This window comes from Methylobacillus draconifructus (assembly GCF_045984385.1).
Lineage (GTDB): Bacteria > Pseudomonadota > Gammaproteobacteria > Burkholderiales > Methylophilaceae > Methylobacillus > Methylobacillus flagellatus_A.
This window is the reverse complement of record NZ_JBJQIJ010000002.1, coordinates 255,853-273,588: the sequence shown is the minus strand read 5'-3', so window position 1 is coordinate 273,588 and position 17,736 is coordinate 255,853. Positions and strand designations below refer to the sequence as shown.

The window sequence follows — 17,736 nt, the reverse complement described above, 5'->3', positions numbered from 1 at the left end:
GCCGCGATCGAGCCAGGCACGAGTGAGAGCCTTGGCTGAGATATACATAACGAGAGAGTGCAGATGAGTGATTTCTATAGTAAACAGCATCGGCATGTACAAGAACGGTTCGAAACCACTCGGCTTGCCGACGCAGTACGCAAGAACATCGTCGCGTCGAGCATGACAGCGTCCCATCGCGAGTTCATCGAAAGCAGGGATATGTTTTTCCTGACCACGCTGGACCACCGGGGCTACCCTACTTGTTCCTACAAGGGCGGCGACCCAGGTTTCATCAGGGTGCTGGACGAGAAGACGCTGGCCTTTCCCAGCTACGACGGCAACGGCATGTTCCTCTCGATAGGCAACATGATCGCCAACGACAAGATCGGCATGCTGCTGATTGATTTCGAGACCCCCAACCGCATCCGTATCCACGGCACCGCCTCGGTGGATTTCGACGATCCCTTGCTAAGCGCCTATGCGGGCGCGGAGGTGGTCGTGCGCGTCCACGTCACGGATATCTTCACCAATTGCCCGCGCTATATCCACCGTTACCAGCGCATCGAGCGCTCGAAGTACGTGCCCAGCGCCGAAGAGCCGACGCCGGAACCCCAGTGGAAGCGCATCGACGACCTGCAGTCCGCACTGCCCGAACGCGCCCATGGGATAGCGGAGTCGTTGGGCGGCCTCATTAGCCAGGAGGAATATGCGGACAAGGTGAAGAAAGGCGAAGCCTGATTTAGGGCCTGTTAACAGGCCCTAGTGCGCCGCCAGGTCCAGGATGTCGTCTTGGCTCGCCTGTTCCAGTTCGCCAGCCACCTTGCCCTTGCGCAGCACCAGGATGCGGTCCGACAGCTTGAGGAGCTCGGGCAGGTAGGAGGAAATCAGGATGACGATCTTCCCTTGCGCCGCCAGCTCCCGTATCGCCTCATGTATCTTCGCGATGGCGCCTATGTCCACGCCGTGGGTGGGTTCGTCGAAGAAGACCGCCTGCGGCGAGAGGATGAGCGCCCGCGCGATGAGGATTTTCTGCTGGTTGCCGCCGGAATAGGTCGCAACCGCCTGCTCGGCATGCAGGCCGCTGATGCCGAGCTTGGCCGTCCATGCCGCGGCCAACTCGCGCGCCACGCGGCGTGAATACCAGAACCGCCAGCCCTTGCGCGTTGAGAGCAAGGCCAGGTAGAGGTTGTCGGCCACATCCATGGTCGCGAACAAGCCGTCTTCATGGCGGTTCTCGGTGACGTAGACCAGGCCGTTCTCGATAGCCTCTCGGGGGTTGCGCAGACTGACTTCCCTGCCTCGCAGCAAAACCTGGCCCTTGACCTTGGCCTGGTCGCGCGAGGTGCCCGTCGCGGCCCTGGCGATTTCCGTCCGTCCGGCCCCGACCAGGCCTGCCATGCCGGTGATGCCGTGGGGAGGGAAGTCCAGCGAGATATCCTCGCCCAGGCCAGGCAGGCTGAGGTTGCGCAGCGCCAGCCCGGCGCCCGCAGCGGCGCTGGGCTTCGCATGCGCCGCCGGCACGGCGTAGCTATCCTCAAGCTCCCGCCCCACCATGTGCCGGATCAGGGCGGCGCGATCAAGCCCGCCAACCGGCTGCCGCTGCAGAACGCAACGCCCGTCGCGCAGGATAGTCACCTGGTCGGCGACCGCCAGCACCTCTTCCAGGGCATGCGTGATCAATATGATGGCGACCCCCTGCAGCCGCAGATGGCGCAGCAAGGAATAAAAATAATCTGACTCGGCCTGGCTGAGGCTGGCCGTGGGCTCGTCGAATATCATCACCTTGGCCTGGAGGCGGATGGCCCGCATGGTTTCCACAAGCTTTTTCTGGGCAATGCTGAGGTCGGCGACTTCTGTAGCCGGGTCGAGCTCCAACCGGAATTCCCGCAACAGGCTGCGTACCTGCTCCATGGCGTCATGCGTAGGGTAAAGCCAGGGCTCCTGGCCAAGCATGATGTTTTGCGCGACCGTCATATGCTCGATCAGGCTGCTCTCCTGGTAGATCATCGCGATTCCCGCCTGGATACTGTCGGCAGGGGTGCGGAACGTCATGGGCGAGTGCCGGACCGATAATTGTCCGCTGCTCGGCATGACCGCCCCGGCCAGGATCTTGCACAATGTGGACTTGCCCGCGCCGTTCTCCCCCAGCAGCGCCATGATCTCGCCCGGGTAAAGCTCCAGGCTGACATGCCGTAAGGCATGCTGCCCGCCGTATTGCTTGCCGATATCGTGCAGGCTCACCACGCAGGCGCGGCTGCTCGGCATCCCGGCAGCTGCATGGCCGGATGCAGCATCCAAGGGCACGTCCAGCGGCCTGGGCACGCCGGCGCCGGGCAGCGCGGCCAGCACTTTTTCCTGCCTGGCCCTTCCCATGACAGCAATCGCGCCCAGTAGCACGATGCCGGTCAGCGTGGCGGACAAACTGCCGCTGATATTGAAGCGGATCAGGCCGTTGATGAGCAGGAAGATGAAGGCCGTGCCGAGCAGGGCGCGCATGATGGAGCCCTTGCCGCCGGAAAGACTGATGCCGCCAAGTACGCAGGCGGTGATGGCCATGAGCTCCATGCCGATGCCGGTATCGGTGCCCGTACTGTTCTGGCGCGCGGCATACAGGATGCCCGCCAATGCCGCCAACAGGCCGCTGCAGGCATACGACAGCAGGACGACCCGGTTGACGCGGATGCCCGCATGGCGCGCGGCCTTGTTGCTGGCTCCTACAGCGGCAAGGTAGGTGCCCCACCGGCTTCGTGTCAGCAGCAGGTGCGCCAGCAGGCCGCACGCCGCCAGCACCAGCATGTTGACCGGAATGCCCGCAAGCGCGCCGCTGCCGATGAAGTCCCAGGCCTCGCTCTCGTGAGAGGCATCCACCAGGTCCATGGCGTAGGCATCCGACACCCACTCGTAACCTGCGCGCAAGATCAGCAGCATGGCCAGGGTGGTCAGGAAGGGCGGCGTCCTGACATAGCCGATGAGCAGGCCGTTGGTCAGGCCAATCAGGAGGCCGACGGCCAGAGTCAGGGGAATCGCGGCTTCCAGCGGCACGCCGTGCAGCTTGAGCAGGAAAATCGCCGTGAAGTTGGCGACCGCGAATACCGCGCCCACGGAAAGGTCTATCCCCCCTGCGATGATGACGATGGCCATGCCTGCGACAATCAGCGCGGGCTCGGCGTAATCCCGCAGCAATTGCTCGACGTTCATCGCGCTCGCGTAGTGCGGCAGCAAGGCGGCAAACACGCCGAACAAGGCCAACACTGCAACCGCCAGCGCCCAGGCGCCAGGGTCGGCATGTTTCATCCAGCCCGGTTTACGCATGCTCCGTCCTTGCACGTCCGATCACGGCCCTTCCGTACAAGGAGCTTATTTCGGCAGGTCGTAGCAATAGTTGCGCTCCTGCTTGCCGGTGACCCAGTAATTATTGGAAAGGATAGTCATATGCTTGCTGCCGGGCTTGTTGCCGCTTTGCAGCAGGCTGATCACGGCGTTCGACACCTGCTCGCCCTGAACGTCGGCGCGGAAAGACAGGATCTTGTGGAAGAGCTTCTGCTCGACCAGGTCGCAATCCGAACGCGGGCCGTCGCTGGAAGCGTATACCTTGACCTTGCCTTGCAGGCCCGCGGTCTTCACGGCCTGGGCCGCGCCCTGCTGCATGATGCCCCAGGAACCGTAAGTGGCGCACAGGTCGGGGTGCTGCTGCAAGGTGGTGGCCGTGATCTGGTTGGCCAGGTTGCTGTCCCACTTGGCAGACTGGGTGGAGACCAGCTTGATGCTCTTGTCCTGCTTGAACACTTCCATGAGGCCCTTGAGCTGGTCTATGCTGTCCGTGGCCGTGGCCTCGCCCTGCACGAAGGCGACCTTGCCGGAGGACTTGCCGCCGCCGCATTCCTTGACGATGTCCCTGGCGATCTGGCGCCCGACATCGACGTAATCCACGCCCACATAGGCATCGGTCGGCTGGTTGGAAAGCAGGTTGACCTGCACCACGTAAATGCCGTTGTCCATGGCGCGCTTCAATTCCTTGGTCAGCAGCGTGACATTGGCGTTCTGGACGATCAGCACGTCCGGCTTCTGGTTGATGAGGTTGGTGACCGCCTGCAACTGGGCACTGGTGCTGAAGTTGGGGTCGCGCACCAGGAACTTGACGCCGTACTTCTCGAAGTTCTGCCGCATGGCGGCGGTCCACATGTCGCCTATCGGGTTGCCGAGGGTGATCGGCACCCATGCCACGGTCTTGCCCTTGACCGCCTTGTCGAAATCGAGCCGCATCTGGTCCCGCGGCGTGGCGTAAGCCGCTGTTCCCGCCGTCAGCGAAAGCATCATGCCGCCGAGCAGTAGCTTGCGTAATGGGTTGTTTTTTTTGGTTTTCATGAATCATCTCCTCTTTGTCAAACTGGTCAAATACTTTGCCGGGCGGATTCCTCGTCCAGCGGGTTCAGGCATTTGTCTACGATGAGCACGGCAAGCAGCACCGTGCCCTTGATCATGTTCTGCAACTGGCTGTTGATGTCCATGATGGTCATGGCGTTGAGCAGCACCCCCATGAGCAGCAATCCGGCCAGCACGCTCGCCACGCTGCCGCGCGCGCCCGAGAAGCTGGCGCCCCCGATGATCACCACCAGGATCACGTCGAAGATCAGCGTGGAGCTTACGGTCTTGAGGTCGACGATGGCCGTGCCCGACACCATGAGCACGCCCGCCACGAAGGCCAGCAGCGCCGAGCTCATGTAGGCCATGAACAGGATGGAGCGGATGGGCATGCCGTAGAGCCTGGCAGTCTCGGCATTGTCTCCATAAGCATAGAGGAAGCGGCCGGGCGTGGTGTGCGCCAGGAACAGATGCATGAGGAGGGCGCAGGCGGCAAATACCAGCATGGGTACCGGCACGCCGTGCCAGTTCATCGAGAGCACGGTCAATTCCAGCTTTTCCGGAGGCAGGTTGATGATCATCGAGGGCAGCACGGTAATCCTGGCTAGGCCGACGAAGATGAAGACGGTGGTCAAGGTGACGAACAGCACGGGAATCTGCAGGCGGTCCACCAGCAGGCTGTTGATCGCGCCCATCGCCAGGGCCAATGCCAACCCGGCCAGCAGGCATAGCGGCAAGGGGAATCCCAGGACGATGCCCTTCACCACGATGGCCGACGACACCATGCTGATGCCTACCTGCGAGAGGTCGATGCCGCGCACGATGACGACCGGGATCATGCCGAGCGCCAGTATGCCGAGCACCGACACGCTGCGTAGCAGGGTCATCATGTTGCCCCAGGTGGCGAAGGCGTCCAGGGTCATGGCGAACAAAAGCGCCAGCAGGAGCGCCGTCAGCAATACGGCGGTTTCCTGGCTTATGATGCGGGTTCTAAGGAAGGACTTCATGTTCGTGTTATTCATTCAACCAGACAGAACGGAAAATCTGACGACTTCCACGAAGCCGCCGATGAAGGACAGTACACATGCCTTTGCAGAGGTAATTGAACATGATCGCAATGCCCGATGAAAATTAGGCCTTGCCTGTCCTGACCAATACCTCGTACTCATCCGGCGTAATAGTGCCGCCCAATGCCTCGGCGATATGCTTGTCGCGCTGGGGTAACGATTCCTGCAGGTTGTCGATGCGCTTCCATTCGGGCAGCCTGGTTTCGGCGCCGTGGCGCGGTATGTAGTCGGAGTCCGCCACGCGCTTGAAGCGGTGGATATAGCGCGAGCAATTGACGAAGAGCTCGGTGATCTCCACCCGCACCACCAGCTCGCTGCCGGCATACTCGGCCAGGAGCGGGTCGTCGCGGTCTATGCTGGCTTTGCCATGGATGCGGATGCGGTGCGGAACTTCGAAGTCGATCAGCAGCATGCCTACCTGGCGGTTGCGCTTGATGTTGCCCGTGGAGAGGAACATGCCGTTGCCGTCATAGCTGGGGAAAGCCAGCGTCTTCTCGTCCAGCACCTTGATGAAGCCGCGGTCGCCGCCTTTATAGGAGCAGGTCGGGTAGCCGCGGTGGTCCACCGTGCTCAGGAAGAACATGTCCCTGCTCTCTATGAATGGTTTATGCATTTCCTCGATTTTCTGGCTGACGATGTTGCTGTGCACTGCGGCGGCCAGCTTCAGGGTCTCGAAGTCTTCTTGCAGCGCCAGATGCTGTTCGCCGTACAAACTGTCCAGGTGGTGGCTGCTACCCATATTGATATCCTCGCTTCATGCCGCTCGGCTTCATCAGCCTGCCCCTTGCCAGATGCATGCCGTCCGGTCCCGTTCCGTGCATATAGGCAAGTTATGAAGTTTCTCTTCGGTAACGTGAGGATAAAGAATTACAGGACAGGGTCAATGGAAGTGGCTGAATAACCTGTCCGATATTCGGACAGAATTTCTATGGTGGGCCGAAGAAGATACGAATTGGGAACCAAAAGGGGCTTGGGGCTGCTGAGTGACCTTGAGCTGCCAGAATACTTTTCTGGCTAAAGGATACTTGCGAGACTGCTGCCCTGCTATCCCAAGCTGCCTGGCTTAGGTCTGACGCTATCGAGTGTTGAGTTATCTATTTTTGTTGCCATAAAACTTCTCAATGTTGCTTCCGTACAACATGGTTAACATGGCTGATCTAAAGTCGGAATATGGCTACTGCAATGATCGCCAGCACGAAAAGCGCACGAGTTTTGATAATTCATTTTGGATTTAAGAAAGCTGGAATGAAACGTTTCAGCGTTCATCCATCCAACTGTATTGCAGAAAATTAAAGAGTTATAAAAATATGCGGTTTTAGATGTAAATCAACAAAAAGCCCGCATTTGCGGGCTTTGCCTTAACCGCATTTGCTGTCTCCGCAATTGAGGCATGTCAGGCATCCGTCCATGACGATGGCGGCCTTTGTTTGGCACTTATTGCAAAGTTGCGCGCCGGGCGGGAAGCCTTCGGCATTGGTTTCAGCGCCTGGTTTGGCGTGTTTTTCCATGTACTCGGCGCGCTTTTCGTTGATGAGTTTCTGCTGGTGTTCGTCGGGGCCGGATTTCTTCAGCATGCCGATCTGATAGAGGTGTTGTTCCAGCACCTCGCCGATCTCGGCGACCAGGCTGGGGATGTATTTCCCGCCCTTCTTGAAGTAGCCGCCGCTGGGCTCGAACACGCTCTTGAGCTCTTCCACCAGGAAGGTGATGTCGCCGCCCTTGCGGAAGGTAGCTGACATGACGCGCGTGAGCGCGACGATCCACTGGAAGTGCTCCATGTTCTTGGAGTTGATGAAGATCTCGAACGGGCGGCGGTGTTCCTGCGGTGTGCCTTCGTTCATGACGATGTCGTTGATGGTGATGTAGAGGGCGTGCTCGGTCACCGGGGTCTTGATCTTGTAGGTGTTGCCGATGAGCATTTCCGGGCGGCTGAGCGGTTCGCCCAGCTGGACGATTTCGGCGAGTTTCTGCTCGTGCGCCTTTTGCTCGGCGGCGGCTTGTTCCGCCTTGAGCTTGTCTTCTTCGGTAATGACGTTGTAACCGGTGATTTTCTTGTCGATCTTGATTGCCATGTTCGTCTCCTGTGCGCGTGCGTCACTGGGACAGACAAACGGACTCTTAATCCGGTTGCCTGCGATATTGTTTAGAACTTGCCGTAGTAGCCTTCCTTGAGGGCGTCGTAGAGGTTGGCGGCGGTGTGGATTTCGCCGTCGTACTCGATTTCCTCGTTGCCCTTGGCCTCGATCACGGTACCGTCGTCCAGGGTGAACTTGTAGGTGGTGTTCTCGAGGTCCTTCTCGGTCACCAGCACGCCCTGGAAGGCTTCGGGATTGAAGCGGAAGGTGGTGCAGCCCTTGAGGCCCTTCTCATAGGCGTAGAGGTAGATGTCCTTGAAGTCGTTGAAGTCGTAATCGGTTGGCACGTTGATGGTCTTGGAAATGGAGCTGTCGATCCATTTCTGCGCGGCGGCCTGGATGTCCACATGGGCCTTCGCGGCGATGGTAGAGGAATCCAGGAAGTATTCCGGCAATTGCTCTTCAACCTTGTCGGAGAACGGCATCGCGTCCGGATTGACCAGTTCGCGGTAGGCGAGCAGTTCGTAGGAGAACACGTCGACCTTTTCCTTGGATTTTTTGCCTTCGCGGATGACGTTGCGGCTGTAGTGGTGGGCGAACGACGGCTCGATGCCGTTGCTGGCGTTGTTGGCCAGGCTGAGCGAGATGGTGCCGGTCGGCGCGATCGAGCTGTGGTGGCTGAAGCGCGAGCCGGTCTTGGCGATCTGCTTGCGCAGTTTTTCCGGGAATTGCTGCATGTAGCGGCTGTAGAGGCCCATGAGCACCTTGCCCTTGATCTTGTCGCCGAGCTTGATGCCGTCTTTCGCCATTTCCGGACGCTTGGACAACAGGTCGGCGGTGATCTCGAATTCTTCCTCCATGATCGGTGCGGCGCCTTTTTCCTCGGCGAGTTCCACGCCGACTTCCCAGCCGACCTCGGCCATGACCTTGGTGACTTCCTCGGTGAACTGCAGCGAGTCGGCCTCGCCATATTTCATCCTGAGCATGGTGAGCGTGGAGCCCAGCCCCAGGTAGCCCATGCCGTGGCGGCGCTTGCGGGCGATCTCGTCGCGCTGCTGCTGCAACGGCAGGCCGTTGATTTCGACGACGTTGTCGAGCATGCGGGTGAAGATGGCGACGACTTCGCGGTATTCGTCCCAATCGAAATAGGCGTTGTCGGTGAACGGCTGGCGCACGAACTTGGTTAGATTGACCGAGCCGAGCAGGCAGGCGCCGTAAGGCGGCAGGGGCTGCTCGCCGCAGGGGTTGGTGGCGCGGATGTTCTCGCAGTACCAGTTGTTGTTCATCTCGTTGACGCGGTCGATGAGGATGAAGCCGGGTTCGGCGAAATCGTAGGTGGAAGACATGATCACGTCCCACAGGCGCTGCGCCTTGATGGTCTTGTAGACGCGGCAGGCTACCTTGCCGTCGGATTCGCGCGTGAGGTACTTGTCCTTGACCGGCCATTCGCGCCAGACCACGGCTTCTTCATTGTCGACGTCGAGTCCGTCCTGCTCGGCTTCCTTCGCCGTGACGGGGAAGGCGAGCTTCCATTCCGCGTCGGCCTTCACCGCTTCCATGAATTCCTTGGTGATCAAGGTGGAAAGGTTGAACTGGCGTAGCCGTCCCGCCTCGCGCTTGGCCTTGATGAAATCGGTCACGTCGGGGTGCGAGATGTCGAAGGTCGCCATCTGCGCGCCGCGGCGGCCGCCGGCGGACGAGACGGTGAAGCACATCTTGTCGTAGATATCCATGAACGAGAGCGGGCCGCTGGTGTAGGCGCCCGCGCCGGCGACGAAAGCGCCCTTGGGACGCAGGGTGGAGAATTCATAACCGATGCCGCAGCCGGCCTTCAAGGTCAGGCCGGCCTCGTGCACTTTCTCCAGGATGCCGTCCATGCTGTCCTCGACGATGCCGGAGACGGTGCAGTTGATGGTGCTGGTGGCGGGCTTGTGCTCCTGCGCGCCCGCATTGGAAGTGATGCGCCCGGCGGGAATCGCGCCGCGGCGCAACGCCCAGAGGAACTTCTCGAACCACAGGCCGCGCTTTTCCTCGGTCTCCTCCACATCCGCCAATGCGCGCGCCACGCGCTTGTAGGTGTCGTCCATGTCCTGGTCGATGAAACTGCCCTGCTTGGTTTTCAGGCGGTACTTCTTGTCCCAGATGTCCAGGGAAACGGACTGCATCGGGACTTCTGGCACGTCGGCCTCCTGAGTTGCGGGTTTAGCAGTTTTCACGGCCTTGAGCATGGGGGGATCCTCTCTAGTTTTCTGGCTGAATTCGCTGTTTTTTTGAATACCCGCTTAAATGTTGCGGAATATCCGCCGACCACAACATATAGTGAGTGAATGGAAAGTTATGTCATTTTATTGTGTTGGTCAAGGGTGTTTTTTGGTGCATGAGCGAATGGACATGCATCGGAAAGGGGCGGGCTGGACGAATGCCTTTTACCTGCAGCGTCTTGGCGCGGGGTGAGTCCTTGCTTCGCTTTATTTTGCTGCCTGGAAAGTATTGGCTGGGCGAGTCAATGGAAGTTTCAGGTAGGCAGCAATGCATGATGAGTGGGAACTGAAGTCCTGTTGCTGGACCTGGCCGATATCCAGCCCACGCAAAGCAGTCAAGAGGAAAACGAAGGTTCTTGGAGTCACCGCTGTCAGGTAGAGGCAAAAATCACGAAGCGTGATTATGCCCTGTATTCATGCGAAAATTGGCTGATGCCGCGCCTAATTTACACCTTCCTGATTTATCTCCTGTTGCCTTTTGCCCCTTTGCGTTTGCTGTGGCGCGGTATGCGCCAGCCGGAATACCGCCGGCACTGGGGGGAAAGGTTCGGTTTTTTCAAGACGCCGGTGACCAAGCCCGTCATCTGGATGCATTGCGTGTCCGTCGGGGAAACCCGTGGCGCGGCGCCCTTGATCAAGCTGCTGCAACAGCGATATCCGCAATACCAAATCCTCATTACGCATGCGACGCCCACCGGGCGCGAGGCGGGGGAGCAGCTGTTCGGCGACAGCGTGTTGCGCTGTTACCTGCCGTACGACACGCCGGGCGCGGTCGCGCGATTCCTCGGGCATTTCCAGCCCAGGCTTGGCATGCTGATGGAAACCGAATTGTGGTTCAACCTGATTGCAGGCTGCAAGACGCGCGATATCCCCATCCTGTTGGTGAATGCGCGGCTTTCCGCAAAGTCTGCGCAAGGATATGCCCGGCTGGGACGCCTGGCCCGCAATGGTTTGCGGCAATTGACGGCCATTGCGGCGCAGACCATGCAGGATGAGGAGCGCTTGCAGGCATTGGCGGGCGGCGGGCTGGGGAAACTGCCGGTTGAAGTGACCGGCAACCTCAAGTTCGACGTCACGCCGCCGGCAGCCGCCGCGGAATTGGGTGCTGCGTTGCGCGGCTATTTCGGCAATGCGCGGCCGGTGTTTCTTGCCGCGAGCACTCGAGACGGCGAGGAGGCCATGATCCTGGATGCGGTTGCCGCGGCAACAATACCGCAGTTATTGACCGTCATCGTGCCGCGCCATCCGCAACGCTTCGACGAAGTTGCCAACCTGCTGACAAAACGCGGCGTCCATTTCCTGAGGCGTTCCCGGCTGGATTCGGCTGTGCCTGCACGCGTGCAGGTAGTGCTGGGCGACAGCATGGGGGAAATGTTCGCCTACTATGCGGCCTGCGATGCCGCCTTCATCGGCGGCAGTTTGCAGCCGCTGGGCGGACAGAACCTGATCGAGGCCAGCGCCATGAGCAAGCCGGTGCTGGTCGGCCCGCATACGTTCAATTTCGCCGCGGCGACTGAAATGGCGATTGCGGCCAAGGCTGCCTGGCGCGTGCAAGACGTGGCAGACTTGGCGCGGGCCTTGCAACGCTTGTTTGGTGATCCGGAACTGCGCCAGTCCATGAGCTGGAAGGCGCTGGAATTCAGCGCCAGTGCGGGTGGCGCTACGCAGCGCATTGCGGATTTGGTGTCGCGCTACCTGCCCGATAGGTAATCCCGGCCCGACTGGGCCGGATTACCGCACCAGCCGGGAAACCGCCTTGAAGGCTTCGCCTTCGGCAATGCCCAGCCACTCGAACACGATGGATTCCGTATTGCTGATGATCACGCCCGCCTGGCGCAGCCTCGGCAATGCATTGGCCTTGTTGGCCGGGTCGCGCGACAGCACGGCATCTTCCGCCACGATTGCCTGGTAGCCGTCCCGCTGCAATTGCAATGCGGTCTGCAGCACGCAGATATGGGCTTCCATGCCTGCAAGCACGATTTGCGGCCGGTCGGCGTGCAATCGCTCGCGGAACGCGGGCACCGCGTAACAGGAAAACGCGGTTTTCTCTATCCTGCAGGCATGGCCCAAGCTGTCTTGCAGGCCGGCGATCGTATTGCCCAGGCCCTTGGGATATTGCTCGGTGCAGATGGCGGGCACGTCGAGCAGGTGGGAGGCCTGCAGCAGGATATCGCAATAACGCGCCACCGACGTCATGGCATCCTGGTCCATGGCGGCGGCGAGCCTTTCCTGGACGTCGATGACGACGAGCTGGCTGAGGGAGCGGACGGCTAAATCGGTGGCAGGCATGGACTTGTTCCCGGCTCTATCGTCGCTCAGTCCGACAATTGGCTGGTCAGGACCAGGCGCTCGTTGACTTCGCTCAAGTCGGCCTCATTCAGGAGGCCGACGGCATATCTCAGGCGGAGCACATTCATCAGGTAGTTGTAGCGCGATTGAAGCAGGTCGCGCTTGGCGGTGAACAATTGCTGCTGGGCATTGAGCACATCCACGCTATTGCGCACCCCGACCTCGTAGCCCAGGTTGGTGGAATCCAGCTGGCTCTGGCTGGAACTAAGCGCCTGTTCATAGGCCTGGACCTGCGCCACGCTGCCGATGAGGTTCAGGTAGGCTTGGCGCGTATCCAGTTCGGATTTCCTGCGTGCCGCCTCGACTTCGTCCTGGGCTCTTTGCTGGTTGGCGACGGCTTCCCGCACGCGGGAGCTGATAGCACCGCCTTGGTACAGCGGGATGTTCAGCCTGAGGCCGATGGTGGCGTTCTGCAGATCGCTGCCGAAGCCGTTGGGGCTGCCGCTCGCGCGGGTGTCGGCATAACTGCCCACCATGTCCAGCGTGGGCCAGTGCCCTGCGCTCATGCGCTCGACTTCTTGCGTGGCGAGCCGCAGCGCTTCCTGCTGGATGCTTAGCGCCAGGTTGTTCTGTACGGCAAGGTTGACCCATTGCTCCATGTCCAGCGGCTGGGGCGAACGGGTTTTCAGGTCCTGGCGCACTGTGGCAAGGCGCTCGGGCAATCGGCCCGTGATGGCCTGCACCGTGCGCTTGCGTACCTCGTAATCGTTGAGCACGGTGATTTCCTGGGCCTTGAGCAGATCAAACCTGGCCTGGGCCTCATTCACGTCGGTGATGGTGGCGGTGCCCACCTCGAAATTGGCCTTGGCTTGTTCCAGCTGCTCGGCAATCGCCGCTTTCTGGCTGTTGATGAGGTCGATCTGGTCCTGCGCCATGAGTACGTCGAAATAGGCCTGGGCGCTGCGCAGCATCAACTCCTGCTGCGATTGGATCAATTGCTTGTCCGCTTGCGACACCTGGGTTTCCGCCTGCTTCATCTGCACCCAGTTTTCCTTGCGCAGGATGGGCTGGCTGAAGTTGACGCCGAAGCCGAAGGTGTCGAAGGATTCCCGGCCCGCATTGCGGAAAATGGCGTTCTGCCCAAGATAGCGGATGTCGGTCTCGGAATGGCTGGCATCCGTCGTGAAGTTGACGGTGGGACGGTACAAGGCCTTGCCCTGCTCGATTTTTTCCTGCGCCGCCAAGTTGCCGCTGCGTGCGGCAGCCAGCGTCGGGTCGTTGGTCAAGGCGATTTCGTAGATGTCGAGCAGGTTCTGCCCATTGGCGGCAGCTTGTGCCTGGAACGAGGCCAGGCCGGCTACGGCAATGAAGAATAATGGAATGTGGGCAACTCTCATGGCAGTCATCTCTGGAGTATCTGTTAATACCTTGTCAGGGTTGGTTGTCCGGCATTCTAACCCGATACCAGGCGGCATACAGTGCCGGTAGCGACAATATCGTCAACACGGTGGCGATGGTCAATCCGCCCATGATCGCGACCGCCATCGGGCCGAAGAACGTGTTGCGCGTGAGCGGTATCATCGCCAGGATCGCCGCCGCGGCGGTGAGCATGATGGGGCGGAAGCGGCGCACGGCGGATTCGACGATGGCTTCCCATTCGGGCTTGCCCGCACGTTTGTCCTGCTCGATCTGGTCCACCAGGATCACCGAGTTGCGCATGATCATGCCCGATAGGGCGATGGTGCCCAGCATCGCGACGAAGCCGAAAGGCTTGTTGAAGATGAGCAGGGCGATGGTGACGCCGATCAGCCCGAGCGGCGCGGTCAATACCACGAGGAAGGTGCGAGAAAGGCTTTGCAATTGCAGCATGAGGATGGTCAGCACGGCAAAGATGAACAGCGGTACGCCCGCCGCTACGGATTGGCCGCCCTTTGCCGACTCTTCCACTGCGCCGCCCGTTTCCAGACTGTAGCCCAGGGGTAAGTGCCGGCGTAGCTCGACCAGCTGTTTTTCAACCTGGCCGGAGACGACCGGCGCCTGCAGGTCGCCGATCAGGTTGGCGCGTACCGTGATCGTGGGCGTGCGGTTGCGTCGCCAGATCACGGCATCCTCGAAACCCGGGGTGATGGTCGCGAGCTGCGACAATGGCACGCTGGCGCCGGCGCTGGTGGGTACCATCAGTTCCGGCAGGTGCGAAAGATGGGTGCGCTCCAATGTGTCGCCGCGCAGCACCAGGTCTATGCGCTCGATGCCTTCGCGGAATTCGGTGACGTAAAGCCCGCGCATGGCGGCATTGAGCAGGTTGGCAATATCGGTGGAGCTGACGCCGAGCAGCCTGGCCTTGGATTGGTCGACTTCTATCTTCATCACCTTGCTAGGCTCTTCCCAATCCAGCTGCACATTGCTGAGGTTGGGGTTGCGGCGCATGATGTCGGCCACCTGATGGCTGATGTCGCGGATTTTATCCACGTCGGGGCCGGAGACGCGGAACTGCACGGGGAAGCCGACCGGCGGCCCGTTCTCCAGGCGCAATACCGAAGCCCGGAGCGCGGGAAAGTCGGTGTCGAACAAATGCAGCAGCTTGCCGCGCAGCGCCTCGCGCTCGGCATTGCCTTCCGTCAGGATGACGAACTGGGCGAAGCTGCGCTGCGACAATTGCTGGTCGAGCGGCAAATAGAAGCGCGGGCTGCCGCTGCCGATGTAGGCCACGTAATTCTCTATGCCGGATTGTCGTTGCAGCCATTGTTCCAGCTTTTTCGCCTCGGCATCGGTGGCGGCGTAGGAGGAGCCTTCCGCCAGGCGCAGGTCGACGATCAGCTCGGGCCTGGTGGAATCCGGGAAGAACTGCTGTTGCACCAGCCCGAAGCCCGCGACCGAAGCGATGAAGAGCAATGCCGTGACAATGATGACCATCCAGCGGTGGCGCACGCATTGGGTGATGAGGCTGCGCAGGCGCCGGTAGAAGCGAGAATCGTAGATATCGGCGTGCCCGCCCGCGGCCATGTGCTGCAAGTGGCGCTGCCTGCGCTCAGCGAGGCGTCGGCTGATTCTCGGGGCGATGCGTTGCAGCCAGTGCGCCATGCGGGACGGTGGCTTGGCCGCCTGCTGCCTGTAGTCGGGTAGCAGGTAGTAGCCGAGATAGGGGACGAAGATCACTGCGGCCACCCAGGAGGCCAGCAAGGCGATCGCCGACACCTGGAAGATGGAACGCGTGTATTCGCCTGTGGAGGACGCGGCAGTAGCGATCGGCAGGAAGCCGGTCACGGTGACCAGCGTGCCGGTGAGCATGGGGATGGCGGTGGAAGTGAAGGCGAAAGAGGCGGCCTTCATGCGTTCCCAGCCCTGCTCCATTTTCGACGACATCATTTCCACCGCGATAATCGCGTCGTCCACCAGCAGCCCCAGGGCGAGGATCAATGCGCCCAGTGAAATCTTGTGCAGGCCCACGCCGAATATCTCCATCAGCAGGAAAGTGATGGCAAGGACGACCGGGATCACGATGGCGACCACGATCCCGGTGCGCAGCCCCAGGGACAGCAGGCTGACCCCGAGCACGATCACCAGCGCCTCGACTAGCGAGCGGACGAAGTCATCGACGGAGTGGACGACGGCCCGGGGCTGGGACGAGACGGTATCCAGGCTGAGGCCCACAGGGAGCCGGGCGTCGATGCGCGCGACGGCGTGATCCAGCGAATGGCCGAGCTGGATGATGTCGCCGCCGTGGTTCATGGCGACGCCCAGCAGCAGGGTCTCCTTGCCCATGTAGCGCACGCGCGCAGTAGGCGGGTCTTCGAATCCTCTGTAGACCTTGGCGATGTCGCCAAGGCGGAACTCGTTGCCGTTGGCGCGCAGTTTCAACTCGCGCAGGTTGTCCAGCCGGTCGAAGCGCCCGCTCACCGCAAGCCGGATATGCTCCGGCCCGCTGTCGTAAGCCCCGGCGCTATTGACCTGGTTCTGTTGCTGCAGCGTTTCCAGCAGGGTGCTGGTGCTGATGCCCAGCGTCGCCAGCTTGGCATTGGCCAGCTCGACATAGATGCGCTGCGGTTGCTCGCCGAAAAACTCCACCTTGGCGACATCCTTGATTTTGAGCAACTCGCCGCGGATGGATTCGGCCTGTTCCTTCAGCCTGGCATAGTCGTAGCCTTCCCCGTGCAGGGCGTAGAGGTTGCCGTAGACGTCGCCGAACTCGTCATTGAAGAACGGGCCTTGAATGCCGTCCGGTAATGTATTGCGGATATCGCCGATCTTTTTTCTCGCCTGGTACCAGACATCCGGCACGGCGGATGGCGGCGTGGAGTCCTTGGCCAGGATGAAAATCAGGGATTCCCCAGGGCGTGAGTAACTGCGCAGGATATCGAGGTAGGGCAGCTCCTGCAGCTTCTTTTCGAGTTTGTCGGTGACCTGCTGCTCCACTTCGTGGGTGCTGGCGCCTGGCCACATCGTGCGCACTACCATCACCTTGAAGGTGAAGGGCGGGTCCTCCGACTGTCCGAGCTTGGTATAGGCCAGCATGCCGGCCAGGGTCAGCACCAGCATGAAGTAAAGCACCAGGCTGCGATGCTCCAGCGCCCAGCTTGATAGGTTGAAGGACTGGCGCTGGTCGTTCATTGGTTGACCTCGGTTTTGACCGGAGTGACCACTTGCCCTTCGTTGAGGGTATGCACGCCCGTGACGACGAGGGTTTCATCGCCCTTGAGCCCGGAAACGATGCTGACTCCCTGCTCGCTATAGCTGCCTATGCCGACCGCCCGCGAATGCACTTGATTGTTCGCCTCTACGACCCAAACCTGCGCCTGGCCATGTTGTTCCGATACGGCGGTGCTGGGCAGCACGAATTCGTGCTGATCGCCTCCCAGCCGTATGCCTGCCGTCATGCCGATTTGCACCTTGTCGTCGGCATCCAGTAACGATACCTGGGTCTTGAAGGTACGGGTCGCAGGATCGGCGGCGGGGGCGATTTCCCTGATGCGCCCCTGGTAGGTCTGGTCGCGGTTCGACCAGAGGCGCACGACCGCGCTTTCTCCCACCTTGATGTTTTGCATGCGGGATTCCGGGACGGCGATCTGTATTTCCAGTTCACTAGGCACCGCCACCCTGGCAACCACCTGTCCGGCATTCACTACCTGTCCAGGCTCCGCGTCGATCGCGGTAACGATACCGTCTCTCTCTGCTGCCAGCGTGGTGTATTGAGCCTGGTTGCTTGCAACTTTCACCTGGGCTTGCGCCTGCTGCACCTGGGCCAAGCTCGATTTCAGGCGCGTTTCCACCGAATCCAGCGCTGCCGCGGAAATGAAGCGCTGCTCGAACAGCTGCCGCTGGCGCTTGCTGTCGGCCTCGGCCAGTGCCAGTTGCGCCTCTGCGGAATGCAATGCCGCCTGGGCGGATGCCAGCGACAGCCTGTTGTCCTCGGCATCCAGCCGCGCCAGCACTTGGCCTTTCTTGACATGGTCGCCGATTTCCACGTGACGCTGGATGATCTTGCCGGCAATGCGGAAGCCTTGAGCTGCCTCATAGCGAGGACGCACTTCGCCGATAAGCCACTGGCCATGGTCGCTATGCTGTGCGGCATCCAGCTGCATGACGAGGGCTGGCCTCGGTGGCGGCGCTTCAGATGACGGCTTCTGGCAGGCAACCAATGCCGGGATGGCGAGCGTCAACAGCCAGGGATTAACTAGTGTTCGGGAGAATGGTAGAGGCATA

12 protein-coding genes are annotated in these 17,736 nt (G+C 60.7%); 2 read left to right on the top strand and 10 right to left on the bottom strand.

Annotation, left to right across the window (positions count from 1 at the left end; genetic code table 11):
• Positions 1-63: 63 nt before the first annotated feature.
• Positions 64-720: a pyridoxamine 5'-phosphate oxidase family protein gene (locus ACKF11_RS05115; RefSeq protein ID WP_407996205.1), complete on the top strand. Its 657-nt coding sequence runs from the start codon at positions 64-66 to the stop codon at positions 718-720.
• Between the two features lie 21 nt (positions 721-741).
• On the opposite strand, the gene ACKF11_RS05110 is transcribed toward ACKF11_RS05115, so the two are convergent.
• The 6 genes from ACKF11_RS05110 to ACKF11_RS05085 all read right to left on the bottom strand — a co-directional run bounded on the left by ACKF11_RS05110 (position 742) and on the right by ACKF11_RS05085 (position 9,714).
• Positions 742-3,294 (bottom strand): ATP-binding cassette domain-containing protein, encoded by a 2,553-nt coding sequence (locus tag ACKF11_RS05110; RefSeq protein WP_407996204.1) that lies wholly within the window; start codon positions 3,292-3,294, stop codon positions 742-744.
• Between the two features lie 45 nt (positions 3,295-3,339).
• Positions 3,340-4,347: a sugar ABC transporter substrate-binding protein gene (locus ACKF11_RS05105; protein ID WP_407996203.1), complete on the bottom strand. Its 1,008-nt coding sequence runs from the start codon at positions 4,345-4,347 to the stop codon at positions 3,340-3,342.
• A gap of 26 nt (positions 4,348-4,373) precedes the next feature.
• A complete protein-coding gene (locus tag ACKF11_RS05100) occupies positions 4,374-5,351 on the bottom strand; it encodes an ABC transporter permease (RefSeq protein ID WP_407996202.1) in 978 nt (325 codons plus the stop codon).
• Between the two features lie 124 nt (positions 5,352-5,475).
• Positions 5,476-6,132: a pyridoxamine 5'-phosphate oxidase family protein gene (locus ACKF11_RS05095; protein WP_407993555.1), complete on the bottom strand. Its 657-nt coding sequence runs from the start codon at positions 6,130-6,132 to the stop codon at positions 5,476-5,478.
• 637 nt (positions 6,133-6,769) lie between these two features.
• Entirely contained in the window at positions 6,770-7,483 is a 714-nt protein-coding gene (locus tag ACKF11_RS05090; protein ID WP_407996201.1) for a TSCPD domain-containing protein, read from the bottom strand.
• 71 nt (positions 7,484-7,554) lie between these two features.
• Positions 7,555-9,714 carry an adenosylcobalamin-dependent ribonucleoside-diphosphate reductase gene (locus ACKF11_RS05085; RefSeq protein ID WP_407996200.1) on the bottom strand — a complete coding sequence of 720 codons (2,160 nt, stop codon included), beginning with the start codon at positions 9,712-9,714 and terminating at the stop codon, positions 7,555-7,557.
• 465 nt (positions 9,715-10,179) lie between these two features.
• Between ACKF11_RS05085 and waaA the strand changes: the two genes are divergently transcribed.
• Complete coding sequence (gene waaA / locus ACKF11_RS05080) at positions 10,180-11,457, top strand: lipid IV(A) 3-deoxy-D-manno-octulosonic acid transferase (protein WP_407996391.1); 1,278 nt, start codon at positions 10,180-10,182, stop codon at positions 11,455-11,457.
• 21 nt (positions 11,458-11,478) lie between these two features.
• Here the strand turns inward: waaA and ACKF11_RS05075 are convergent, their stop codons facing one another.
• The 4 genes from ACKF11_RS05075 to ACKF11_RS05060 are packed head-to-tail and all read right to left on the bottom strand — an operon-like array spanning position 11,479 to position 17,735.
• On the bottom strand, positions 11,479-12,036 hold the full coding sequence (locus ACKF11_RS05075) for an isochorismatase family protein (RefSeq protein WP_407993329.1): 558 nt from the start codon (positions 12,034-12,036) through the stop codon (positions 11,479-11,481).
• Positions 12,037-12,062: 26 nt separating this feature from the next.
• Positions 12,063-13,442 carry a TolC family outer membrane protein gene (locus ACKF11_RS05070; RefSeq protein WP_407996199.1) on the bottom strand — a complete coding sequence of 460 codons (1,380 nt, stop codon included), beginning with the start codon at positions 13,440-13,442 and terminating at the stop codon, positions 12,063-12,065.
• Between the two features lie 25 nt (positions 13,443-13,467).
• Complete coding sequence (locus ACKF11_RS05065) at positions 13,468-16,644, bottom strand: efflux RND transporter permease subunit (protein WP_407996198.1); 3,177 nt, start codon at positions 16,642-16,644, stop codon at positions 13,468-13,470.
• The gene (locus ACKF11_RS05060; RefSeq protein WP_407996197.1) at positions 16,641-17,735 is read right to left on the bottom strand and encodes an efflux RND transporter periplasmic adaptor subunit; all 1,095 of its coding nucleotides are present in this window, start codon (positions 17,733-17,735) and stop codon (positions 16,641-16,643) included. Before ACKF11_RS05060 ends, ACKF11_RS05065 begins: the two co-directional genes overlap by 4 nt.
• Between the last annotated feature and the right edge of the window lies 1 nt (position 17,736).

Coding starts and splice junctions, on each gene's coding strand:
- ACKF11_RS05115 (WP_407996205.1), top strand. CDS start 64: ATGAGTGATTTCTATAGTAAACAGCATCGGCATGTACAAGAACGGTTC.
- ACKF11_RS05110 (WP_407996204.1), bottom strand. CDS start 3,294: ATGCGTAAACCGGGCTGGATGAAACATGCCGACCCTGGCGCCTGGGCG.
- ACKF11_RS05105 (WP_407996203.1), bottom strand. CDS start 4,347: ATGAAAACCAAAAAAAACAACCCATTACGCAAGCTACTGCTCGGCGGC.
- ACKF11_RS05100 (WP_407996202.1), bottom strand. CDS start 5,351: ATGAAGTCCTTCCTTAGAACCCGCATCATAAGCCAGGAAACCGCCGTA.
- ACKF11_RS05090 (WP_407996201.1), bottom strand. CDS start 7,483: ATGGCAATCAAGATCGACAAGAAAATCACCGGTTACAACGTCATTACC.
- ACKF11_RS05085 (WP_407996200.1), bottom strand. CDS start 9,714: ATGCTCAAGGCCGTGAAAACTGCTAAACCCGCAACTCAGGAGGCCGAC.
- waaA (WP_407996391.1), top strand. CDS start 10,180: ATGCCGCGCCTAATTTACACCTTCCTGATTTATCTCCTGTTGCCTTTT.
- ACKF11_RS05075 (WP_407993329.1), bottom strand. CDS start 12,036: ATGCCTGCCACCGATTTAGCCGTCCGCTCCCTCAGCCAGCTCGTCGTC.
- ACKF11_RS05070 (WP_407996199.1), bottom strand. CDS start 13,442: ATGACTGCCATGAGAGTTGCCCACATTCCATTATTCTTCATTGCCGTA.
- ACKF11_RS05065 (WP_407996198.1), bottom strand. CDS start 16,644: ATGAACGACCAGCGCCAGTCCTTCAACCTATCAAGCTGGGCGCTGGAG.
- ACKF11_RS05060 (WP_407996197.1), bottom strand. CDS start 17,735: ATGCCTCTACCATTCTCCCGAACACTAGTTAATCCCTGGCTGTTGACG.